This is a genomic window from Hymenobacter sp. ISL-91, assembly GCF_018613725.1.
Taxonomy (GTDB): domain Bacteria; phylum Bacteroidota; class Bacteroidia; order Cytophagales; family Hymenobacteraceae; genus Hymenobacter.
Genome location: NZ_JAGGPS010000005.1, coordinates 55,272 through 78,494, shown reverse-complemented (window position 1 = coordinate 78,494; position 23,223 = coordinate 55,272). Strand labels below are relative to the sequence as shown.

Below are 23,223 nucleotides of genomic sequence, written 5' to 3'. Positions count from 1 at the left end.
CCGCCCCTACATCGTTCTTAGCTGAAGTAGCGGAAATCCTGCTTGTCCTCGATGCGGAGCACGGTTTCGTAAATCAGGTCGATGACATGCTGCACGTCGTCTTTATGCACGGTTTCGACGGTCGTGTGCATGTACTTGAGGGGCAGCGAAATCAGGGCCGCGGCCACGCCGGAGTGCGAGTAGGCGAAGGCGTCGGTGTCGGTGCCGGTGGCGCGGGTGGCGGCAGCGCGCTGGAAGGGAATTTCGGCGCTCAGAGCAGTTTCGATGATGAGGTCGCGCAGGTTGTTCTGCACGGCCGGGCCGTAGGTAATTACCGGGCCTTTGCCACAGAACAGGTCGCCGCTGGTCTTCTTCTCGTACATCGGCGACTGCGTGTCGTGGGTCACGTCGGTGATGATGGCCACGTCGGGCTGGATGCGGTGGGCAATCATCTCGGCCCCGCGCAGGCCAATTTCCTCCTGTACCGCATTCACCACGTAGAGGCCGAAGGGCAGCTTTTTGCCTTCTTCCTTGAGGCGACGAGCTACTTCGGCAATCATGAAGCCGCCGATGCGGTTGTCGAGCGCCCGGCCCACATAGAACTTGTCGTTGAGCACCATGAACTCATCCTCGAACGTCACGACCGAGCCGACGTGGATGCCCATTTCCTCTACCTCCTCCTTGCTCGAAGCGCCACAGTCGAGGAACACCGTTTCCATCGTGGGCGCCTTGTCCTGGTCGGGCTTGCGCGTGTGGATGGCGGGCCAGCCGAATACCGCTTTCACGATGCCCTTTTTGGTGTGGATGTTCACGCGCTTACTGGGGGCCACGAGGGGGTCGGAGCCGCCGTTTTTGCGCAGGTACAGGAAGCCCGATTCGGTGATGAAGTTGACGAAGTAGCTGATTTCGTCGGCGTGGGCCTCAATCACCACCTTGTACTCGGCCTCGGGGTTGATGACGCCCACCACCGTGCCGTAGGTATCCACGAAGTACTCGTCGATGTAGGGCTTGAGGTACTCCAGCCAAATCTGCTGGCCTTCTTTCTCAAAGCCGGTGGGGGAGGGATTGTTGAGGTATTTCTGCAGGAAATCGAATGATTCTTGACGCATAGTTGGGTAAATGTTAAAAAGAAGAACGTCATGCTGAGCTTGCCGAAGCATCTCTACCACTTCGTTGGATTCCTATTGCAACGAAGCGGTAGAGATGCTTCGGCAAGCTCAGCATGACGTTCTTTTACTAATGACCTACTATTAAAAGCAGAACTACAGCGGAATGTTGCCGTGCTTTTTGCGGGGCAGCGTGGCCACCTTGTTTTCCAGCATTTTGAAGGCGCGGATGAGCTTCTGGCGGGTCTGGGAGGGAAGGATGACCTCATCCACGAAGCCGCGGTGGGCGGCGCGGTAGGGCGTGGCGAACTTCTGCTGGTACTCATCTACCTTCTCCTGGAGCTTGGCTTCGGGGTTCTCGGCGGCGGCTATTTCGCGCTTGAAGATGATTTCAGCCGCGCCCTTGGCACCCATAACCGCAATTTCGGCGGTGGGCCAGGCGTAGTTCATATCGGCCCCGATGTGCTTGGAGTTCATCACGTCATAGGCCCCGCCGTAGGCTTTGCGGGTGATGACGGTGATGCGCGGTACGGTGGCCTCGCAGAAAGCGTAGAGCAGTTTGGCGCCGTTGGTGATGATGCCCCGCCACTCCTGGTCGGTGCCGGGCAGGAAGCCAGGCACGTCCTCCAGCACCAGTAGCGGAATATTGAACGAGTCGCAGAAGCGCACAAAGCGGGCGGCCTTGGTGCTGGCGTTGATGTCGAGCACGCCAGCCAGTACGGCCGGCTGGTTGCCCACGATGCCGATGCTCCGGCCGCCGAGCCGGGCAAAGCCCACCACGATGTTCTCGGCGAAGTTCTGGTGCACTTCCAGGAACGAGTCAGCATCAATCAGGCCCTCAATTACCTCGCGGATATCGTAGGGCTGGTTGGGGTTTTCGGGGATGATGGTGTCGAGCACCGGGCGGCTTTCGTTCTGGCCGGCCTCGTAGGGCAGCATCGGGGCGGTTTCCTCGCAGTTCTGGGGCATGTAGCTCAGCAGTTGCTTCACGCGGGTGATGCAGGCCACCTCGTTGGCGCACGAAAAATGCGTGACGCCGCTTTTGGCCGAGTGGGTGCTGGCGCCGCCCAGTTCCTCGCTGGTTACGGTTTCGTGGGTCACGGTTTTCACCACGTTGGGGCCGGTCACGAACATGTAGCTCGTGTCCTCCACCATCAGAATGAAGTCGGTGATGGCGGGCGAGTACACCGCGCCGCCCGCGCAGGGGCCCATAATGGCCGACAGCTGGGGCACCACGCCCGATGCCAGCGTATTCTTATAGAAGATGTCGGCGTAGCCGCCCAGGCTCACCACGCCCTCCTGAATGCGCGCGCCGCCCGAGTCGTTGAGGCCGATAACGGGGGCGCCGTTCTTCATGGCCAGGTCCATGATTTTCACGATTTTCTCGGCGTGGGTTTCGCTCAGCGAGCCGCCGAACACCGTGAAATCCTGGGAGAAGGCGTACACCAGCCGGCCCTGCACGGTGCCGTAGCCCGTTACCACGCCGTCGCCGAGGTAATACTCCTTATCGAGGCCGAAGTCCTTGGAGCGGTGCATCACGAACTTGCCGATTTCCTCGAACGAGCCCTCGTCAAACAGCAAATCGATTCGCTCGCGGGCCGTGAGCTTGCCCTTTTTGTGCTGGCTATCAATGCGGGCCTGGCCGCCGCCGAGCAGGGCCTCCTGGTTTTTGCGGGCGAGAACTTCGAGCGGGCTCAGCTGGGCGTCGGCGTGCGAGTCGGACATTGCGGGGTGGGAATAGTCGGGATGAAGTAAGCAGCGTTAGGTAGCCAAAGGTAAGGTCTCAAGCCAGAAAAGCCGCGCTCAAGATTCGGGCGCGGCTGGTGGTGTAGAGGCTACGTGCAGCAGTTGGGTGGGCGGGTTAAGGTAGCTACCTTGAGGGCGGAGCAAAAGCAAGGTGGGGCAACTGCCAGCTGCCGGGCCTCCGCCGGCACTGGCAGCGGAGCCGTATGCCAAGGCTGACTGAGTGCTATTCGCGGCAACTTGAGCATTATGAATAACGCTGAGCTATGATCAAAATCTACAACGAGACAATCCTGCAAAACCAGCTGAATACAAGCAGTTCGTTCCGGCCTACCGGCGTTGGCTTTATCTTGATTTATAGCGGCACCGCACAGCTGGAAATCAATCAGCAGCCGTTGCGGCAGCTGGCGCAGGATTTGGTGGTTTTATCTCCTGGCAACGTCTATCAGTTTCAGGAACTGAGCGCCGACGTACGGTTTTATATTATTTCCTTTGACCGAAAAGAGCTGCGCCAGCGGATTAACTACAGCTTCAACGGCTACAGCTCTTTCCGGATTATGCGCGGGGGTGGCGCCCCGAACGCCAACGTGCTGGAGCTGCCCGAGCCGGCGTTCGGCTACCTGCTGGAACTGTGCCGGCAGCTGGAATACCATCTGGCCAATAGCAGCGGCTATGGCTTCAACACCGAAATCGTTACCGGGCTCAGCTCGGTTATTGGCTTTATGATAGCCGACGAAATGTTTTCGCGTCTGCACGAGACCGAAAGCCGCAACCTGCGCAAGGAGCAGCTGACGGTGCAGTTCTTCGAGCTGGTAAGCCAGTATGCCAAGGAAGAAAAGGAGCTGAAATTCTATGCCGATACGCTCTGTGTGTCGATAAAATATCTGTCGAACTGCGTGCGCGAAGTGGCCCGGCAACCGCCCAGCCGGTTTATTGCCGAAACGCTGGTAAATGAGGCCAAAGAGCTGCTGCTGAATACCAGAGAACCCGTGTATGCAGTAGCGGAAGCCCTGAAGTTCTCGGATCAGTACGCGTTCGGCAAGTTTTTCAAGAAGCATACCGGCTCCAGCCCCTTCAACTTTCGCAAGCAGAACCAGCGGGTAGATACCATTTAGACCTTTTTTGAGGCTGTCCCAACCTTCCGGGGGCGGGCCGGGGTGCCGACCTTTGTACTATACCAAAAGGTAAGTGCAATGAAACCCACTATTCTCGTTAACCTACTGACGGACATGTTTTTGCTGCTGTTGGCGGTGCCCGTGCAGGCCCAGCAGACCGAGCAGCGGGTGTCCGTAGCCCGGCTGTTTGAGCTAACCCGGCAGAACCACCCCAAGCTGAAGGTGGCCAAGGCCGATATCGATATTGCCCGGCAAAGCACGGAAGTAGCCAAGAACGCGCAGCTGCCCTCGGTATCGGCCGGCTTGCAGGGCTACTACCTGGGCAATGCAGTGGTGCTCGACAAGGACTTTTCGAATGCCACGAAAGTGGACATACCCCACCACGGCACCAGCTTTTCGACCGAAGCCAACTGGCTGGTGTGGAAGGGCGGACTCGTGCGCAACTCGATTCAGATTCAGTCGCTGAAGGAAGGGCTGATGCAGCTCAACTACGAGTCGAACGAGCAGAATATCAAGCTGCTGGTACTGGGGCACTACCTCGACGTGTACAAGCTGCTCAACCAGGAAAAAGTTTATACCAGGAACATTGCCCTGGCCGAGCGGCGCCTGCAAAACATTCAGCGCCTGTACAAGGAAGGCCTCGTTACGCGCAACGATGTGGTGCGGGCCGAGCTGCAACTCTCCAACCTCAACCTGGCCCGGCAGGTCGTGCAGAACAACCGCGCCATCCTCAACAAGCAACTGACCGTGGCGCTGGGTCTGCCCGACGAAGTGGTGGTAGTGCCCGAAGAGGCGCTGTTGGCCACGGCCGAGGTAAGCGCGGTGCAGGATTACCAGCTGGCGAGCAAAAACCACCCCTCGCTGCTGCTGGCCCGGCGCAGCGTGGAAGTGTACGACGTGGCCGACAAGGTAATCCGGGCCGAACGCTCGCCGTCGTTGTCGCTGTTCAGCGGCAACAAGCTGCAACGGCCCCTGACGACCAGCGTGCCGGCCCTGGATATGTACAGCAATGGCTGGAGCACCGGCCTCTCGCTCAACATCAACCTCGATGCGCTCTACAAAACACCGCGCAAGGTGCAGCTCAACCGCTTCGAGCAGGACAAAGCCCAGGCCCAGGCCAATGACACCGAGCAGCAGCTTGAGGTGGCCGTTAATGCCTCCTACATCAAGTACCACGAGGCCGTTTCGCAGCGCAATACCTACGGCGTGCAGAAGAGCCTGGCGGCGGAAAACTACCGCATCATGGAAAGCAAATACAACAACCAGCTGGCCATTCTGCTGGATTTGCTCGACGCCAGTAACGCCAAGCTCGACGCCGAGCTGCAATTCACGAATGCCGAGGCCAACATCGTTTTCTCCTACTACAAACTCCTGAAGGACAGCGGGCAGCTGTAATAATTGCCCGCAATACCCTCCCTCCACCTACGCTACCCCTACCTGCCATGGCAACGGACATACAAACCCAAACCGACCTTATCGAAGAAACTACCGCAGTGCAGTCGTCGGAGCCCCGGCAGCCGCCCAAAAAAACTGTAGCCAGGAAGAAATCGGGCCTGAACCTGGTGAACTGGCTGGTGCTGGCCCTGGTGCTGGGCGGCCTCTACTGGGTAACCACCGCCTACTACAACGTGGGCAACGACAAGTACACCAACTCGGCCCAGGTCGAGTCCTACATCAACCCTATCAATACCCGGGTATCGGCCTATATCAAGGAAATCCGGTTTATTGAGCACCAGCGGGTGAAGAAAGGCGACACGCTGCTGGTACTGGATGGCCGGGAGCTGCAAACCCAGCTGGGCCAGGCCGAGGCCGCTTACCAGGCCGCGCTGGCCTCCAAAAACGCCACCCGTCAGTCGGTGCGCACGGTTTCCAACAACGTCTCGACGGCTTCGGCCAACACGGCCGCCGCCAAGGCCAGCATGGCCGCCGCCAGGGCCCGGTTCTGGAACACCGAGCAGAACTTCCGCCGCTACCAGAACCTGCTCCGCGACGAGGCCGTCACCCACCAGCAATTCGACCAGGTGAAGGCCGAGTACGACGCCAGCAAAGCCCAGCTGGAGGCCGCCCAGGCCCAGTTCCGGGCGGTGGCCAACAACGGCGGCTCCAGCTCATTGACGGTGAACGAAGTGCAGGCCCGGCTGGGCCTGAACGACGCCGAAATCAAGCGCACCCAGAACGCGCTGGAAATGGCGCGGCTCAACCTGAGCTACACGGTGGTTACGGCCCCGCATGACGGCATTATGGGCCGCCGGGCCGTGAACGTGGGCCAGCTGCTCAGCCCCAGCCAGCAGGTAGCTACCATCGTGGATATCAGCAACATCTGGGTGTCGGCTAACTACCGCGAAAACCAGCTGGCCAACGTGCAGCTGGGCGGCCACACCCTTATCCGGGTTGATGCGCTGGGTGGCCAGGAGTTCGAAGGCAAAATCACCGCCATTTCGGGCGCGACGGGCGCCAAGTACGCCGCCATTCCGGTGGATAACTCGACCGGCAACTTCGTGAAGGTGCAGCAGCGGATTCCGGTGCGCATCGAATTCACCAGCCGCAACCAGCCCGCCGACCTGGAACTGCTCCGCGCCGGCATGAACGTGCAGGTTACGCTCCAATAAACCGCCATGTACAACCAAGGACCCTTTGCAACCTGGGTGCCCAAGCCCCTGATGTTGCTGCTCATTCTCCTCATTATGCCGCCGCTGGCCGTGGTCAGCGGCGTATTCACGACCAACATCACCGATATTTCCGGCGCGCTGGGGGTGTATGCCGACTACATTGCGGCCGCCAACAACGCCGGCACCATTGGTATGGGACTGGCGCTGAGCATTATTATGCGGGTGAAGGTGCGGTTCCGCTCCAAGGAAATTCTGGTGGGCACGTCCATCATTGTGGCGCTGCTGCTGCTGCTGAACGGTACCACCGACAACCCGCACGTGCTGATTGTCGGAAGCCTGCTTATTGGCTTCTTCAAGATGTTCGGGCTGATGGAAATGATTCTGCCGGTGCTGTTCATTCTGTCCCCCCAGGGCGAGCGGGGCCGGTTCTACTCACTGTTCTACCCCATCATTATCGTGGTCAGCCAGGTGGCCGGCTACTTTTTCGCCGGCCTCATCGCCAACTCCGGCTACCAGGCGCCCTACCTGCTGATGGCGGCCATCATGCTCGGCGTTGCCGCGCTGGGCCTCATTTTCCAGCACAACCAGCGGTTCGCCCGCAAAATGCCCCTCTACCAGCTCGACTGGCTTTCGCTGCTGCTGCTGGCTACCTCGGCTATGGCGTTCAACTACGCCCTGAGCTTTATGCGGCAGCAGGGCTGGTTCCAGGCGGGCTACGTGCCGCTGGGCCTGGTGGCCGGCGTGGCTTTCCTGGCCCTCACGGTTATCCGGCAGCGCTTCCTCAAGCGCAAGCTTATTCAGTTCGAGCTGATTAAGCGCGAGCATGTGTGGCACAGCCTGGTGCTGCTGCTGTTTGTGGGCATCTACCTGGCCAGCTCGGGCATTTATGTGCAGTACTCGATGGGCGTGCTGGGCTACAGCAACCTGATTAACGCGCAGCTGAACCTGTGGATGATTCCGGGGATTCTGCTTTCGGGCGTCGTGGCGTTCTTCGGATTCAAGAAGAGCCTGAACCTGAAATACGTCATCCTGCTCGGCTTTTTCGCTTTCTTCCTGCATTCGGCCTGCCTGTACTTCCTGATTCAGCCCCAGCTAAACATCGAGTACCTCTACTTTCCCATGTTCCTGAAAGGGCTGGGTATGGGCCTGCTCTTCATCGTGGTCTGGTACTATGCCGCCGTCAACATGACCCCCGAGCAGAGCCTGGGTATTACGGCCATTCTGCTGATGGTGCGCACGTTCTTCGCTACGGCCCTGGCCAGCGCCCTGCTGGGCTGGGCCGGCTATGCCGGCCAGTGGCAAAGCCTCAACGACCTGGCCGGCACCCTCGATGCGGGCGTCATGGCCAGCAGCAGCCTCTACCAAAGCCTCCAGCTAAACGCGCTGATGGCATCGGGTAAAGTGGTGCTGGGCTGCCTGTGCCTGCTCTTCTTCCCGATTGCCCTGTTCGTACTCACCCACCACTACGGCCAGTTCAACTACCGCCGGGTGGTGTTCTTCCGCAAAATGATTCGCGGCAATAGCCTGCGAGGCTACCGGTTTGCAAAAGCTTAAGCCACCCCACCCCATAGTTTCGGGCGAGGCTAGTATTGAAGTTGTTTAGCAAGTCAAAAGGACATCATGCGGAGCGCAGCCGAAGCATCTCTACCGCTTCGTTGTGGTCGTTTAATGAAGCGGTAGAGATGCTTCGGCTGCGCTCCGCATGACGTCCAAATTGATTCCTGACACTTCCTAAACAGCTTCAATCTAAACAGCAGTAGGATTAGCCTCATGTATACCTTTAATGGAAGGTGTGTTGGAATATAGTCACAAAAACGGCCGGCCCCCATAGTGGGAGCCGGCCGTTTTACTTTCAAACCCAAGCTTACTTACTCGCCTTTGCTCTTGGCATCGGTAGGCTCGTCGTCGGAAGCTTCGGGTGCTTCTTCCGGAGCTTCCTCGGGCCGCTCGTCGCTGGCCTGGGGGATGGCTACGCCGTCGCCCTTGCTGGTTGAGAAGGTGAGTTCCTCCGCGCCTTCGGTGTAGTCGGCGGTGATGACGTCGCCTTGGGCAATTTCCGCCTTCAGGATTTCCTCGGCAATCGGGTCTTCGATGTACTTCTGGATGGCCCGGTTGAGCGGACGCGCGCCGTACTTGGGGTCGTAGCCTTTCTCGGCCACGAAGTCCTTAGCGGCCTCGGTCAGCTCCACCTTGTAGCCCAGCGTCTGGATGCGGTTCAAGAGCTTGCTGAGGCTGATGTCGATAATCTTATGGATATCCTTCTTCTCCAAGGAGTTGAAGACCACCACATCATCCAAACGGTTCAGGAACTCGGGCGAGAAGGTCTTCTTCAGGGCGTTGGTGATGGTGCCCTTGGTCAACTCGTCCATGTTCTCCTGGCGCGACTTGGTACCGAAGCCAATGCCGGCGCCGAAGTCCTGCAAATCACGCGCCCCGATGTTGGAGGTCATGATGATGATGGTGTTGCGGAAGTCCACCTTGCGGCCGAGGCCGTCGGTGAGAATGCCGTCGTCCAGCACCTGGAGCAGAATGTTGTACACGTCGGGGTGGGCCTTCTCGATTTCGTCGAGCAGAATCACCGAGTACGGCTTGCGGCGGATTTTCTCCGTCAGCTGGCCGCCCTCCTCATAGCCCACGTAGCCGGGAGGCGCGCCCACCAGGCGCGAGATGCTGAACTTCTCCATGTACTCCGACATATCAATCCGCACCAGCGAATCTTCCTTGTCGAACAGGTACGAGGCCAGCACCTTGGCCAGTTCCGTCTTGCCCACGCCGGTCGGACCCAGGAATACGAACGAGCCGATGGGCTTCTTGGGGTCCTTGAGGCCCACTCTCGTGCGCTGGATGGCTTTCACGAGCTGCTGAATGGCCTTGTCCTGGCCAATCACTTTGCCCTTGAGCTCCTCGCCCATGTTGAGTAGCTTGGCGCTTTCCTTCTGGGCCACGCGCGAAACCGGGATGCCAGTCATCATGGCAATCACCTCGGCTACGTTTTCCTCCTTTACGGTGTAGCGCTTCTTCTTGGTGTCCTCTTCCCAGTCCTTTTTGGCTGTGTCGAGTTGGTCAATCAGCTTCTTTTCCGTGTCGCGGAGCTTGGCGGCCTCCTCGTACTTCTGGCTTTTCACCACGCGGTTCTTCTCGCCCTTGATGTTCTCAATCTGCTCCTCGAGCTTGAGAATGTCCTCGGGTACCACGATGTTGTTGATGTGCACGCGGGCACCGGCCTCATCGAGAATGTCGATGGCCTTGTCGGGCAGGAACCGGTCCGACATGTAGCGGTCCGACAGCTTTACGCAGGCCTCAATGGCCTTGTCGGTGTACACGACGTGGTGGTGGTCCTGGTACTTGTCCTTGATGTTGTTCAGGATTTCCACCGTCTCCTCGGGCGAGGTAGGGTCTACCATCACCATCTGGAAACGCCGGGCCAGCGCGCCGTCCTTCTCAATGTACTGGCGGTACTCGTCGAGCGTGGTAGCACCTATACACTGAATCTCGCCGCGCGACAGGGCCGGCTTGAACATGTTGGAAGCGTCGAGCGAGCCCGAAGCACCGCCGGCACCCACAATCGTGTGTAGCTCGTCGATGAACAGAATCACGTCGGGCGACTTCTCCAGCTCGTTCATCACGGCCTTCATGCGCTCCTCGAACTGGCCGCGGTACTTGGTACCGGCCACCAGCGAAGCTAGGTCGAGCGTAACCACACGCTTGCCGAACAGCACCCGCGACACCTTCTTCTGCACAATGCGCAGGGCCAGGCCCTCGGCAATAGCCGTTTTGCCCACGCCAGGCTCCCCGATGAGAATTGGGTTGTTTTTCTTGCGGCGGCTCAGAATCTGCGCCACACGCTCAATCTCCTTCTCGCGGCCTACAATGGGGTCGAGCTTGTCATCCTCGGCCATCTTGGTGAGGTCGCGGCCGAAGTTGTCGAGCACCGGGGTACGCGACTTGTCGTTGCCCTTCTTGGGCGTGGCGCCCGCCGCGCCGCGGCCGGCCCCGCCACCTCCGAAGAGGCGGTCATTATCGTCGTCGTCGGCCTCGGGGCCGGAGGTAGGATTGTTCGCCGTGTTACCGTGGTAATCGAGCGAGTCGCGCACAGATTCGTAGTTCACGTTGAATTTGCTCAGAATTTGGGACGAAATATTGTCTTCATCGCGCAGAATCGAGAGCAGCAGATGCTCGGTGCCGATAATTTCGCTTTTGAAGATTTTGGCCTCCAGATAGGTGATCTTGAGGACTTTCTCGGTCTGTTTGGTCAGAGGAATCGAGCCAGTAATGCTGGTGCCCTGAGTGGCCGTATTGCGGGTGGCCTGCTCGAGCGCATACTTAAGCTCATCGATGGACACGCCCAGCTTTTTAAGCAAGCCTAGAGCAGTACCTTCCCCTTCGCGGATCATGCCCAGCAGTAGGTGTTCGGTCCCGATATAGTCGTGCCCCAGCCGGATGGCCTCTTCCCGGCTCAGGGAGATGACCTCCTTGACTCTGTTTGAGAATTTAGCTTCCATGCAGATAAGGTAGAAAAGAAAAACGGATTGCTGCCCAATAGAAATGGTTCACGGAGCAGATTTGGCCGATGTAAACTGAAACAGCTAGTACCGGGCGTTGGTTCGGGCACTGGTAGGCACTACGCAAGAAAACTGCCGGCGGCCGGACCCTGCATAAAGAGCAGGTCTAAGATGCTGAGTCCGGGTGCAAAATCTTTACCAAAATGCTGCCCGTAAGTCGGTACCGACGCTCTGTCAGGTCCGGCCGGTAGCACGTGGTGCTTGGGCGAGAGGGTATCGCGCAAATCGAGCGGAGAGGAGGGAAGCTCCTTCGCTGGCAGCAGCCCTCCGCCAGTTACGGGAGGCTGGTAGTGGGTGGTGAGGTGAATGGGCAGAGGCAAGCGTAGGCAGCGACAGTAAAAGCGGAGCAGCGCCAAGTTCAGGTCGAAGAGCCGGGCGGGTTTCTGCTGGTAGATGTCGCGCAGATATTCGATGTAGTACTCGAAATACGGCGTGCCACCATAAGCGGTTTGCAGCGTGTGCAGGTGCTGGTGCCGCCAGTTCTGACGGTAGTCTATCTCGATGAGTGAGCTAAGTACCTTCTCACTGCGGTTGCCATCAATTACGGGCACCGAAAGCGGCTTTACGCCCTGGGCCGTGAGAATCAGGCAACGGTTGCGGTAGGTTTGTTTGCGGTAATGGTCGTGGGCTTCCAGCCACAAAGCATCGGCCCTGGCCAGCGCGGCAAAGAAGGCAATGGGCGGGTGGTACTGCGTTTCAAAAAGAACGTCGGGCACTAGATTTAAGCTGATGGCTAGTAGCTTTCGGCTGTTAGCTTTTGTTTTAATAGAAATCGTAAGCCGAAAAATCGACTTGCGGTGTGAACGAAGCTGACAGCTAGCAGCTGATAGCTATAAGTTCAGTAAAAGGCTGGCAGAAAAGTCGCAATTTTGCGTTACAGCAACGCTGGTTGTTCTCCGCAAACCCACTGCCAACACCGCTGCTTGTACCGCCAAACTGACATAATGCCCGTTCGCTTCCGCTTCTTCCTGCCGCTGCTGGTTTTGCTGTCGGCCTTACCTGTTGCTCCGGCCGATGCCCAGCTGCTGCTCGACGCTGCTACGTTTCGCAATGATGATGTAGCTGTGAAGGGTGGTGTAGTGGAAGTGTACGCCACCGTTTCAGGCCAGCACTTGGTATACAAGCGCCGGGCTCCGAAGGTATATCAGGCAGCGGCTTTGGTTACGCTCGAAGCCATCCGGCCCGATGGCACGGCGGCTTATCAGGAAACCATCACCCTGAAGCCTCCGGTGCTGCGCGATACGACGGCGGCCATTAAAAACCCCATCAGCTTCCAGAAGCGCCTGCTGCTGCCGGCCGGCAGCTATACATTGCGCGGCCAGCTGCGCGACCAGAACCGGGCCGCCTCGACGGTTATTGTGGAGCAGCCGCTGGTGGTTGAGTTTGGGGCTACCAAGCCCCAGCTGAGCAGCCTGGTGCTGCTGGCCCGGCCCGCCAGTCGGTCGGGCATCGAGGCCAACAACTTCATCCGCCAGGGTCTGAGCCTGACCCGAACCCCCGGGGGGCTGTATGCCCGCGGCCAGGAGAAGCTGTTTTTTTACGCCGAGCTGTACAACGCCACGGCGGGCCAGCCGCTGGTAGTGCTTTACCGCCTGCGGGCGCTGGCCGGAAAGACCAACGTGGCCAGTGGCAAAGGGCTGGCCCAGGGCGCTGACGGCCGCCCCACCGTGCTTACCGGCGAGCTGGACCTGAGCAAGGTGCCCGCCGGTAGCTATAGCCTCACGCTGGAAGTGCGGGACGCCAAGAACCGCGTTCTGACTACCCAAACCTCCTCCGTGCAACGCAACCCCACCGATTATGCCCCCGCCGGGGCTACAATGCCCCGATGAGCGTCCCAATAAGTCCGACCGTTTTTCCCGCTTACCCCTGGTATTTCCGGCCCCTCAACTGGCTTTTAGTCGGTCTGGCTAGCCTGCCGCTGGCGGTGCTTTATGGTGTTGCCCGGCTGCTGTACTGGCTTATGGCCTACGTGCTACGCTACCGGCGGCGGGTGGTGCTGGAAAACCTGCGCAACTCGTTTCCTGAAAAGTCCGCCGTGCAAATCGACCAGATAGCCAATGGCTTTTACTGGCATTTTGCCCAGGTAATGGTCGAAATCCTGAAGCTGCGTACACTTTCGGCTGCAGAAATGCGGCGACGGGTGGTGATTGAGAACCCGGAGGTGTTGGCGCGGCTGTTCGCCGAAAACAAACAGGTTCTCACGCTGGGCTCGCACACCGGCAACTGGGAATGGATTCTGCCATCGGGGGCAGTGGTGTTCCCGGGGCGGGTAACGGGCGTATATAAGCCGCTGATGAATCCTTTCTTCGAGTCGTTTCTGCTGGAGCTGCGCACCCGCCTAGGAGCCAAGCTGCTGCCGATGAAAAGCACCCTGCGCGACTTACTGCGCCACCGCGGCCAGGGCCGCGCCCTCAGCATGCTCTCCGACCAAGCCGCCGGCCCGGAAGATCAGCCCTACTGGACTAACTTTCTTCATCAGGACACACCTTTCTATACCGGGGCCGATAAGCTGGCGGCGCAGTTTGGCTGCGCGGCCGTGTACGTCACCATTCGGCGCGTCCGGCGGGGCTACTACCGCATCAGCCTCACCGAACTGCACGACGGCCAGACCACGCTGCCGCCCCAGGAACACCAGTTGACGGAGGCTTTTGCCCGCCTGCTAGAGCGCGACATCCAGGCCAGTCCTTCCGACTACCTCTGGAGCCACCGCCGCTGGAAGCATAAGCGGTAATTGAGCTACAAGCTATCAGCCGCAAGCTACAAGCTGATGTTCAACATCAGCTTGTAGCTTGCGGCTGATAGCTTGTAGCCCCAAACACTACAGATACTGCTCGATGTCGCCGGCACCCTGGCGAATCAGCTCGAAGTCATCATTGGTACAATCGATAATAGTACTGGGGACGTTGTTGCCAAAGCCGCCATCAATAACCAGATCTACCATAGAGCGGTATTTTTCATAGATCAGGTCGGGGTCGGTCACGTACTCGTCCAACGTATTCTCGTCTTCGCGCACCGAGGTACTCATGATGGGGTTGCCCAGCTCGCGCACCAGCTGCAGAACGATGGGATTGTCGGGGATGCGGATGCCCACGGATTTGCGCTGCCGCCCGCCTTGGCGGGGGGCTTTTGCGCTGGCTTCGAACAGGAACGTGAACGGTCCCGGTAACGCCCGCTTCAGCACCTTGTAAACGGGCGTGGTGATGCCGTGCGCGTAGTCGCTGATGTGGGATAAGTCGTGGCAGATAAAGCTGAGGTTGGCTTTATCGGGATTCAGCCCTTTGATGCGGCACACCCGTTCCACTGCTTTGGCATTGTGAATATCGCACCCAATGCCATACACCGTGTCGGTTGGGTAAATAATAACGCCTCCTTTGCGGATGACTTCTACCGCCTGCTGAATACGGTTGAGGGGCGGATTATCGGGATGGATGCGTAGCAGCGTAGCAGACATAGGCAGGGGGCAAGAAATGAAAAATAGAGGCCGAGCTGGCTTGGCTAACCAGCAGATGGACTCGCCAAGGTAACAGCCAAGGCAGAAAGGTGCTACTGTTTTCGGTAAAAGCGAGGGTTTTGTTGTCTGTCTGCCAAATACTACTTCCCTTAAAGCCAACGAGCCCCGGCGGTTGGGCCGGGGCTCGTTCTCGAAAATTAGCTGTCAGGAGTCTGTTGCCGGCAGTAGGCTGGATGTGGAGCCATCCGGCAACAGCTACCTGCTTTACTGCTTGCTCACTTTGTGCGAAGTCTGGGTATTGCCATCCTGCACGAGTACCATGTAGTTGCCGGCTGGCAGGCTACGCAGGCTGAAAGTGCCATCGGCGGCAGCCTTGCCCTTGAGCACGGTGCGGCCCATCAGGTCGGTTACCGTTACGGCTGCCTTGGTGGCGCGGCCGGCTACGCGAATGTTTAGCTGGTCGGTGGCAGGGTTAGGGTATACCAGCACGTTGCCAGCCAGCTTGGCCGAGCTCACGCCGGTAGGCGTGCTAACGACAGCCGCGCCATTAACCCGGACGTCATCAATACGCCACGAGCCTGGAGCAGCTTCTGCGTTGTAACCATAGATTCGAAATTCCACCGACTTGTCCAGCTTTTCGAACGTTTTGGGCAAGGCAATAATCTTATTAGTTCGCGTGTCGGTGTTGTCAGGTACGTTTACAGTGATGATATTGGCCGTGAAGTTGTCGAGACTGGATCGAAGCGCCCAGTCGCGGATACCGGTACTCGAACGTCGTTCCGAAAAGCGCAGGCTGTCGAGGCGCAACGTATAGCCCGTACTCGGAGCCACCGAGAAGCTGTAGTAATCAGCCGCATCCAGCGTAGCGGTGCTCCAGTCAGTGGAGGCAAAGGTGTTGGCCCCGGCGGAAGGCGCTACTCCGGTACCCCGAGACATGACGCTTAGAGTGGCGTTGGCCGGCTGAGCGTCAGCAGGCAGCGTTGCTTCGCTGCCCGTAGAGCCAGTAAATGAATAAAGGCCCAGTTGAGCATGAGCAGCTGGGGCAAGGCCAAGCAGCGCGACGGCCAAACCCATACGGATTACAGAAGGCAGCGAGTAGGAGTGTTGCATAGGAAAGGAAAATTGAGTGGTGTACAGAATCAGAATGATGGGCAAAAAGCCAAGGACGCAAACATACAAAGAAGGTTGGCACGCAAGTCCGACCGCGGAAACAACGTACTTTTGTCAGCCCTAAAGTACCTAATTTAAGCCGAAGCCACCTAACGTCCGGTCCCACTTACGGGCTACCGTTGTATTAACCCCCGTTCCGCTACATGGCCACCTCCCGCATTGAAGAGTATAAAGCCGCCGCCGACCGTCGCCGCAAGCGGTTTGCTTACCTGACTGGTTTTTTCGGCCTCATTCTCATTACCTTCTCTTATTATTTCTACCAGGTTTTCTTCGAGGCCAATATTGAAACCAAGGGCCGGCCCACCTATGTAACGGTGCGCCCCGGCTACACCAGCCGGCAGGTGCTCGACTCGATTGAGGCCAGCGGCGTGGTCGTCGACCGGCTTAGCCTGCGCTTCGTGGCCCGCCTTATGAAGTACGATCAGCTGGTGAAACCCGGCCGCTATGAGCTGAAAAACGGTTATACCAACCGCCAGCTCATCGGCGACCTGCGCACCGGCCGCAACCGCCTGCCGCTGCGCCTTACGTTCCAGAGCCTGCGCCTGCGCCAGGATCTGGCCCGCCGCCTGGGCCAGGCCATCGACGCGCCCGCTGCCCGGTTCGATTCGCTGCTTAGCTCGCCCGCCTATACCAAAAGCCTGGGCTTCGACACGCTGAGCATTCTCACTATGTTCATTCCGAACACCTACGACCTGGCCTGGAACACCTCGGCCGAAAACCTCATGCAGCGCATGCAGAAGGAGCACGAAAAATTCTGGACGCCGGCCCGCGACGCCAAGCGCAAGGAGCTGGGCCTAAGCCGGGCCGAAGTGAGCGTACTGGCCTCCATTGTAGAAGCCGAGCAGCAGCAGCACGCCGACGAGCGGCCCCGCGTGGCCGGGGTTTACCTCAACCGCCTCAAGAGGGGTATGAAACTACAGGCCGACCCCACCGTGGTGTTTGCCAACCAGGATTTCACCATCAAGCGCGTGCTCAACAAGCATCTGGTTAAGGATTCTCCCTACAATACCTACAAGTATGGCGGCCTGCCGCCCGGCCCCATTAACCTGCCCAGTATTGCCAGCATCGATGCCGTTTTGAACCCCGAGGAGCACAGCTACCTGTATTTTTGCGCCAAGGAAGACTTCAGCGGCTACCACGCCTTTGCCCGCAACGAGCAGGAGCACCTCGTAAACGCCCGTCGCTACCAGGCTGCCCTCAGCCGCGCCGGCATTATGAAATAGGGTTTCAGTTGTCGGTTGCTAGTTGTCAGGCAGTCCAGCTACTTTAACCGAGCACTGACAACTACCAACTGACAGCTAACAACTAAAAATGTACTCTTCCGACACCCACATTCGCGTACGGTACGCCGAAACCGACCAGATGGGCTACGTGTACCACGGCAACTACGCAGCCTATTTTGAGGTGTGCCGTACCGAGGCTTTCCGGCAGTTGGGCATCAGCTACAAAGCTTTGGAAGCCGAGGGAGTGGGCATGCCGGTGGGCGAAATCCGGACCCGCTTCCGCCGCCCCGCCCGCTACGACGACCTGCTGACGGTACGCCTGCTGCTGCGCCAGCCGCCCGAAGGCACCCGCATTTTGTTCGAGTACGAAATTTACAACGAGGCCCAAGTGTTGCTGACCGAAGGGCACACGCTGATGGTATTCGCCAGTATGAGCACCGGCCGCCCCGTGCCCATTCCGGCCGACATTGCCGCCAAACTGGCTCCCTACTTCTCCGACGACGAAACCGCCGGTCCGCTCACGCCGCCAGCCACGCCAACAGACGCCCCGGCCCCGGCTGCATTCCTGAGCTAACGGAGGTTTCGGCCTCTTATCCTGGGCTTCCGGTACCAGGCGCAGTATGTCCGGAAGGAGGGGAGCGGCTGTTTTTTCCTAACTTTCTCCTCTACCACCCTTTTTCCGTCCATGAGGTCTCCTGTGCGCCGCTACCATTTGCCTGATGTGCAGCGCCGCCGCTCGTACCGCCGCTTTATTGTGTGGCTGAAGCGGCTGCGGTTTGCCCGCGGCCGGGCCTCGGTTTATGATGTGGTAGTGCAGCTGCTGCAGGAAATTAAGCTCGATGGTATTGCCAAGCGGGCCAGCTACATGGCCTTCAACTTCACCATTGCCATTTTCCCCACCATTATCTTCCTGTTCACGCTCATCCCCTGGATTCCGATACCGCACCTCGACGAAGACATTCTGCAGTTTCTCTCCGACCTGATTCCAAAGGAGATGTACCGGGCCGTATCGGGTACCATCGAGGACGTAGTGACTATCCAGCGCGGCGGGCTGCTCTCGTTCGGTTTTGCTACGGCCCTGGTGCTCAGCTCCAACGGCATCATGGCGCTACTCGACGCCTTCGAAAAAAAATACCCCAGCTTCAAGAAGCGCACCTACATCCGCAAGCGCGTAATTGCCACGCTGCTTACCATCGTGCTGGCAGCCGTGCTGCTGATAGCGGTTACGGGCATCTTTTTTGGTACCTACATTATTGATACGCTGGTGTATAAGGAAATAGTGCCCGAGGCCCTCAACAACCAAATGACGGCCGTATTGCGCTATGGCTCAGTGGTGTTTCTGTTCCTGCTGACTACCAGCCTGATTTACTACTATGTGCCGCCGGTGCATGATAAATGGCCATTTGTGTCGGTGGGGGCCATTATTGCCACGCTACTCATCTTCCTGGTGTCGTTTCTATTTATCCTCTACGTCAAAATTTTCGACAGCTACAACCATTTTTACGGCTCGGTGGGTACACTCGTGGGCTTTATGGTGTGGCTCGATTTTGTGTGCATGACCCTGATTCTGGGTTTTGAGGTAAACGTAAGCATCGATGCCGTAACGGGGGGCGTCAGCCGACCAGGCTTTTTTTCGCGCCGCCGCCGCCCCAATGCCAAAACAATTAACGCTTGATTATGAACTGAGTAGGGTCTGCGGAAAGAAAAATTTTGCTCTGCACCTTGTTCATTTCCAAATCGTCTTTACTTTTGCCATCCCAAACCGCCGTGTTTGGGCCTTTACAGAGAGGTGGCAGAGTGGTCGAATGCGACGGTTTCGAAAACCGTTATACCGGCAACGGTATCGGGGGTTCGAATCCCCCCTTCTCTGCTTTTTAGAGGTGAAAATTGGGAGTGAAGAATTGAAAATTCTGGAGCAAGCTGTTAAGCAGAATCTGGTTCAGTATTTCTGATTCTTCACTTTTAGTTTTCGGTTGTTGTTTTAGAGGAGTGGCAGAGTGGTCGATTGCGACGGTCTTGAAAACCGTTGAGGGTAACACCTCCGGGGGTTCGAATCCCTCCTCCTCTGCGTTCAAGTAGCGTGTTGGCGCTTAGCAGCCAAGGCTGATTTCCAGAAAAGCTCTTCGGTTGAAACCGGGGAGCTTTTTCTGTCTGTATTTTCTGCAACGCAGTAGCTTACTGCTCAGCTAGGTTGGGGGCGCAGCCATATTATGTTTATGTGAAGTAGGGTTTTCAGGCCAGAGCGGCCTTTTATTTGCTGTGATACCAATTGCACAATTAGCTGTATTATATGTCCCAAGCCCTGTTTGATGTAAACCTGCAGCAACTGCCCGATGAGCTCCTCGCGGGCGTGTGGCGGGTTGCCAGTCGGGTGCTCAACCAAACCGACCCCACCAGCCTAATGGCCTGCGCCGAGCAGGTGGTGTTGCAGCCGGGCCGGGTGCAGATAGAAGGGCCGGGACGATCGGACGAGGGTAGTTGGATGGTACAGCGCGACGAGCTACTGAACCGGCCGTACCTCACCTTGGAGCTGGACCATGAGCAGACCCGCGCCCTTGTAACGCGGCTACGCCGTTCGCGTACTGGCTCGGAGAGCCACCTGAATCTGTATTTTCAGTCTGGAATGGAAATGCAGCTCACCCAGCCGTAAGTTTTTCGTTCGCTTTTTGCCCGCTCGCCCATGGCCTCCGTCACTCCTCGCCTTACGCCCGCCGACTTCAGCTTCCTGGCCGAACTTATTCCGCAGCTCGTGTGGACTACCGACCCCAGCGGCTACCATACCTACTTCAACCAGCGCTGGATTGATTATACAGGCTACACGCTAGAAGACAGTATAGGCGACGAGATGTGGAACAACCTGTTGTATCCGGACGACCGGCAGCGGGCCTCAAAACGCTGGCAACATTCGCTCGAAACCGGCGAATTTTACGAAATAGAATACCGGTTTAAAAGCAAGCAAGGCGACTACCGATGGTTTTTGGGCCAGGCTCAACCCGTGCAAGACGAGGCTGGCCGCATTACCAAGTGGTTCGGTACCTGCACCGACATCCACGACCAGAAGATGCAGGAACTGGCGTTGCGGAAGCGAGAGCAGGACTTTACCACGCTGGCCGATACTATTCCGCAACTGGCCTGGATGGCTGATGAGACGGGTAGCATCTTCTGGTACAACCAGCGCTGGTTCGACTACACCGGCACTACGCTGGAGCAGATGCAGGGCTGGAACTGGCAAAGCGTGCATCATCCGGACTACGTAGAGCGCGTAACGGCTAATTTCCGAAAAGCCATTACTGAGGGCCAAGACAAGTGGGAAGACACATTTCCGCTCCGGCGCCACGATGGCGAATACCGCTGGTTTTTGAGCCGGGCGCTGCCCACCCGCGATGAAGCCGGCCGCATCGTGCGCTGGTGCGGTACCAATACCGACATCACAGACCAGAAAGACCTGCAGGGCCAACTGGAGCGTGCCTATTCCGACCTGGAAGCTAAAATCATGTTTCGCACCCTCGATCTGGAGCACGAGCTACAGCAGCTGCGGCAGCAGAAGGGTGGGTAGGGCAGAATGCCAGAACGTCATTCAGCACGGTGTAGGGGCGGGGCTTGCCCCCGCCCGCCTTTCGCACCGCTTTACGGTTGTCGTTCAACGGCGGGCGGGGGCAAGCCCCGCCCCTACAGCGCCCTCTATTAACCATCAATCATTCCTGCTCCTGGCCTTTTTTCAATTCGGCATCGAGGAAATAGGCGCCGTGGCGAACAAGGCGGGTGGTGTCGGCGCCGGTGTCGAGCAGGGTGAGGGCCACGTCGCCGTTTTCGGAAGGGCCGGTTTGCACCCGGTAGCGGCGGTAGGTGCCGGGCTTGGTTTGGGTGAAGACGTAGCTGAACTCGCCGGCCTGCACCACGGCATCTTCGGGTAGCGTAGGCTGGCGGCGCCCGGTAGTCTGGATGTGGGCCGCTACGTATTGACCGGGTAGCACGTCGTCGCGTTCGGGCTCCAGGTGGGCATGCACACTCACGGTACGCTGAGGACCATCGTTGAAGGCCTTGCCCACCAGAAATATCCGTGCTGTCAGGTCTTCGCTGGAGCCGCGGCTGGGAATTTTGAACAGGATGCGCTGACCGATTTTTACCCGCGCAATGTCCCGCTCAAATACCTTCAACTCCAGCTGCAGGTCGGAGCGGTCCACCACCTCTACCAGCACATCTTGGGGGTTTACGTACTGGCCGGGATTTATACTCACCGATTTCACATAGCCACCAATAGGGGAGGTAAGCACCACGCTGGGCGTGATTTCGCCCCGGTTGAGGCGAGCCAGGGGCAGGCCCAGCAGCTGCAGCTGGGCCGTGGTGGCGCGCAGGGTGGCCTGTTCAGAAGCATAGTCGGCCCGGGCCTGCTGGAGCTTGCGCTTAGCCCCCACATCTTCCGCGTCGAGGATTTTCTGCCGTTCCAGCTCCTGAGTTAAAAACTCCACCCGGGCTTTGCTTTGGAGGTATTGCTGCTGTAGTTGAATGTAGTCGGGGTGGCGGAGCACGGCCACGGTGCCGCCTTTGGCCACGCGCTGGCCGGGCAGTACGGCCACACGCTGCACGTAGCCACCCATAATGGCCGAAATGGAGGCCATGTTTTGGGGCGGTACGTCGATTACACCATTTGCCTGCACATCGGAGGTCATATTTTTCCAGACGAAAGCGCCGGTTTCCACCCCCGCGGCCTTTTCCTGGGCCGGATTGAGGCGTACCTCGTCGGGGCTGAGGGCCGGGGCAGGTGTTGAGGTGGTTGTTGCGGCTGGCTCGGCCGGCTTATCGGTACCGCAGGCAGGCAGCAGAAAAAGCAGTAGGAGAGAGGCGTATTTCATAAAGGCAGAAAAGGAGGCTGGAACAGCGTAGGGACGGGGCTTGTCCCCGCCCGCCGTTGAACGGGTATCATGGAGGCGGTGCGAAAGGCGGGCGGGGACAAGCCCGCCCCTACACCGGTGGTATAGGCCGTTAGTCCTGGCCCGTGAGCAGCAGCAGCTGCAGAGCCAGGCCGTTATAGCGTTGAAGCTGGTCGAGGTAGGTGGTACGGATTTGCCAGGCGGGCTCCGTGTTCACCACGTACTCCACATACTCAATGTCGCCGGCCCGGAAGCTTTTTTCGGCCGTATCGAGGATGAGGCGGGCTTGGGGCAGAGCAGTTTGCTCGTAGTAAGCGAGTGAAGCTGTGGCCCGGCGCAGGCGCTGGCGCAGGCCCACCAACTGCCCACCGAGCTGCGCCGCCGCGTAACGCAACTGGGCGTCGGCGGCCTGCTCGCCGAGGCGGGCGGCGGCAATGCGGCTCTTGTGTGCCCCGCCCAGCAGCGGCAGCGCTACCCCGGCCTGGGCCACATGAAAGCTCGTTTCCTGGTTGATAGTTTGCGTGAAGTAGCCCAGGCGCAGGTCGGGCAGGCGGCGCAGCTCCTCTACCCGGGTCTGGCGACGAGTTACTTCGCGCTCCTGTTCCAGCAGCCCCAGCGTGGGGTTGGTGGCTGCCGTAAGCCCCGCCGTATCGGCGGGCATGAGGCGCACCTGGGCCGAAACAGTGGTGTCGATGAGGGCCGGCTGGGGCTGGTTGAGCAGCACGGCCAACTGCTGGCCAAGCACCTGTTGGTCGGTCAGCAGTTGGGCCTGGCGGTTCTGGAGCTCCCGAAGCCGCGCCTCGGCCGACACTTGCTCCAGGCGGTTGGTGGCCCCGGTCTGGTAGCGGATGCGGGCGGCGCGGGCGGCGCGTTGGTACAGGCTGTCCTGGCGGCGTAGCAGCGCGGTGCGGCGGTAGCCAAGCAGCAGCTCATAGTAGGTGCTGCGGATGGAATAAGCCAGTTCGCGGCGCTGCTGGCGGGCGCGCTGTTCGGCGGTACCCACCTGGCTTTCCAGCAGCCGGCGCTGGGCCGCATACACGCCCGGTAGGGCCGTTTGCTGCACCACGTTGAAGGTATGGTCGCGCAAGGGCCCCGAAACCTGACCGTACTGATAGTCGGCTACGGTGCGGGGTAAATCGTAGCCGGTGCGTACCAGGGCCCGTTGCTGCTCAATCTGCAGGCCGTTGGTTTGGGTGAGCAGGCTCTGGCTGAGGCCCGTAATCAGAGCCTGTTCAAGATTAAGCCGGACGGGGCCGGGCGGGGCCGGTGGCGGCAGCGTACCGGGCGTGTTTTGGGCATGCAGCAAGCTGGGAATCAAAACCAGTATAAGCAGGAAGAGGCGCATGGGGTTCAATGTAATGAGGGTGGTGTCGTGCAACGGTGTAGGGGCGGGG

19 protein-coding genes and 2 tRNA genes are annotated in these 23,223 nt (G+C 58.8%); 13 read left to right on the top strand and 8 right to left on the bottom strand.

Annotated features, from left to right (window positions below; translation table 11 throughout):
• Positions 1–17: 17 nt before the first annotated feature.
• Together J7E24_RS02400 and J7E24_RS02395 are read right to left on the bottom strand one after the other, a co-directional pair.
• Positions 18–1,088, bottom strand: coding sequence for a M42 family metallopeptidase (locus tag J7E24_RS02400; protein ID WP_215134749.1), 1,071 nt, complete (start codon positions 1,086–1,088; stop codon positions 18–20).
• A 153-nt stretch (positions 1,089–1,241) separates the two neighbouring features.
• The gene (locus tag J7E24_RS02395) at positions 1,242–2,810 is read right to left on the bottom strand and encodes an acyl-CoA carboxylase subunit beta (RefSeq protein ID WP_215134747.1); all 1,569 of its coding nucleotides are present in this window, start codon (positions 2,808–2,810) and stop codon (positions 1,242–1,244) included.
• A 284-nt stretch (positions 2,811–3,094) separates the two neighbouring features.
• Here J7E24_RS02395 and J7E24_RS02390 point away from each other — a divergent pair, with 284 nt between their 5' ends.
• The 4 genes from J7E24_RS02390 (at position 3,095) to J7E24_RS02375 (ending at position 8,106) form a co-directional block, all read left to right on the top strand.
• Positions 3,095–3,943: a helix-turn-helix domain-containing protein gene (locus J7E24_RS02390; RefSeq protein WP_215134745.1), complete on the top strand. Its 849-nt coding sequence runs from the start codon at positions 3,095–3,097 to the stop codon at positions 3,941–3,943.
• A gap of 78 nt (positions 3,944–4,021) precedes the next feature.
• Positions 4,022–5,338 carry a TolC family protein gene (locus J7E24_RS02385; RefSeq protein WP_215134743.1) on the top strand — a complete coding sequence of 439 codons (1,317 nt, stop codon included), beginning with the start codon at positions 4,022–4,024 and terminating at the stop codon, positions 5,336–5,338.
• A 47-nt stretch (positions 5,339–5,385) separates the two neighbouring features.
• Positions 5,386–6,552 carry an HlyD family secretion protein gene (locus J7E24_RS02380; protein ID WP_215134742.1) on the top strand — a complete coding sequence of 389 codons (1,167 nt, stop codon included), beginning with the start codon at positions 5,386–5,388 and terminating at the stop codon, positions 6,550–6,552.
• A gap of 6 nt (positions 6,553–6,558) precedes the next feature.
• Positions 6,559–8,106 (top strand): MFS transporter, encoded by a 1,548-nt coding sequence (locus tag J7E24_RS02375; protein ID WP_215134740.1) that lies wholly within the window; start codon positions 6,559–6,561, stop codon positions 8,104–8,106.
• Between the two features lie 314 nt (positions 8,107–8,420).
• On the opposite strand, the gene J7E24_RS02370 is transcribed toward J7E24_RS02375, so the two are convergent.
• A complete protein-coding gene (locus J7E24_RS02370; protein ID WP_215134738.1) occupies positions 8,421–11,054 on the bottom strand; it encodes an ATP-dependent Clp protease ATP-binding subunit in 2,634 nt (877 codons plus the stop codon).
• Between the two features lie 119 nt (positions 11,055–11,173).
• Entirely contained in the window at positions 11,174–11,830 is a 657-nt protein-coding gene (locus tag J7E24_RS02365; protein WP_215134736.1) for a WbqC family protein, read from the bottom strand.
• 228 nt (positions 11,831–12,058) lie between these two features.
• Between J7E24_RS02365 and J7E24_RS02360 the strand changes: the two genes are divergently transcribed.
• Positions 12,059–12,943 carry a hypothetical protein gene (locus J7E24_RS02360; protein ID WP_215134734.1) on the top strand — a complete coding sequence of 295 codons (885 nt, stop codon included), beginning with the start codon at positions 12,059–12,061 and terminating at the stop codon, positions 12,941–12,943.
• Positions 12,940–13,845: a lysophospholipid acyltransferase family protein gene (locus tag J7E24_RS02355; RefSeq protein ID WP_215134719.1), complete on the top strand. Its 906-nt coding sequence runs from the start codon at positions 12,940–12,942 to the stop codon at positions 13,843–13,845. The genes J7E24_RS02360 and J7E24_RS02355 overlap by 4 nt, the downstream gene beginning before the upstream one ends.
• An 87-nt stretch (positions 13,846–13,932) precedes the next feature.
• Here J7E24_RS02355 and J7E24_RS02350 read toward each other — a convergent pair whose 3' ends face one another.
• Together J7E24_RS02350 and J7E24_RS02345 are read right to left on the bottom strand one after the other, a co-directional pair.
• Positions 13,933–14,565 (bottom strand): L-threonylcarbamoyladenylate synthase, encoded by a 633-nt coding sequence (locus tag J7E24_RS02350; protein ID WP_215134717.1) that lies wholly within the window; start codon positions 14,563–14,565, stop codon positions 13,933–13,935.
• A 264-nt stretch (positions 14,566–14,829) separates the two neighbouring features.
• A complete protein-coding gene (locus J7E24_RS02345; protein WP_215134715.1) occupies positions 14,830–15,501 on the bottom strand; it encodes a T9SS type A sorting domain-containing protein in 672 nt (223 codons plus the stop codon).
• Between the two features lie 377 nt (positions 15,502–15,878).
• Between J7E24_RS02345 and mltG the strand changes: the two genes are divergently transcribed.
• From mltG to J7E24_RS02310, 7 genes are all read left to right on the top strand, one after another.
• Positions 15,879–16,958 (top strand): endolytic transglycosylase MltG, encoded by a 1,080-nt coding sequence (mltG, locus tag J7E24_RS02340; protein WP_215134713.1) that lies wholly within the window; start codon positions 15,879–15,881, stop codon positions 16,956–16,958.
• An 88-nt stretch (positions 16,959–17,046) separates the two neighbouring features.
• On the top strand, positions 17,047–17,532 hold the full coding sequence (locus J7E24_RS02335) for an acyl-CoA thioesterase (protein WP_215134711.1): 486 nt from the start codon (positions 17,047–17,049) through the stop codon (positions 17,530–17,532).
• A 111-nt stretch (positions 17,533–17,643) separates the two neighbouring features.
• Positions 17,644–18,633 carry a YihY/virulence factor BrkB family protein gene (locus tag J7E24_RS02330; protein WP_215134709.1) on the top strand — a complete coding sequence of 330 codons (990 nt, stop codon included), beginning with the start codon at positions 17,644–17,646 and terminating at the stop codon, positions 18,631–18,633.
• A 108-nt stretch (positions 18,634–18,741) separates the two neighbouring features.
• Positions 18,742–18,828, top strand: a tRNA-Ser gene (locus J7E24_RS02325).
• A 113-nt stretch (positions 18,829–18,941) separates the two neighbouring features.
• Positions 18,942–19,026: transfer RNA gene (locus J7E24_RS02320), tRNA-Ser, on the top strand.
• Positions 19,027–19,248: 222 nt separating this feature from the next.
• Complete coding sequence (locus J7E24_RS02315; RefSeq protein ID WP_215134707.1) at positions 19,249–19,608, top strand: hypothetical protein; 360 nt, start codon at positions 19,249–19,251, stop codon at positions 19,606–19,608.
• Between the two features lie 30 nt (positions 19,609–19,638).
• Positions 19,639–20,514 carry a PAS domain-containing protein gene (locus J7E24_RS02310; protein ID WP_215134706.1) on the top strand — a complete coding sequence of 292 codons (876 nt, stop codon included), beginning with the start codon at positions 19,639–19,641 and terminating at the stop codon, positions 20,512–20,514.
• A gap of 139 nt (positions 20,515–20,653) precedes the next feature.
• Here J7E24_RS02310 and J7E24_RS02305 read toward each other — a convergent pair whose 3' ends face one another.
• Both J7E24_RS02305 and J7E24_RS02300 read right to left on the bottom strand, forming a co-directional pair.
• The gene (locus J7E24_RS02305) at positions 20,654–21,811 is read right to left on the bottom strand and encodes an efflux RND transporter periplasmic adaptor subunit (RefSeq protein WP_215134704.1); all 1,158 of its coding nucleotides are present in this window, start codon (positions 21,809–21,811) and stop codon (positions 20,654–20,656) included.
• A gap of 130 nt (positions 21,812–21,941) precedes the next feature.
• Complete coding sequence (locus J7E24_RS02300; protein ID WP_215134702.1) at positions 21,942–23,174, bottom strand: TolC family protein; 1,233 nt, start codon at positions 23,172–23,174, stop codon at positions 21,942–21,944.
• Between the last annotated feature and the right edge of the window lie 49 nt (positions 23,175–23,223).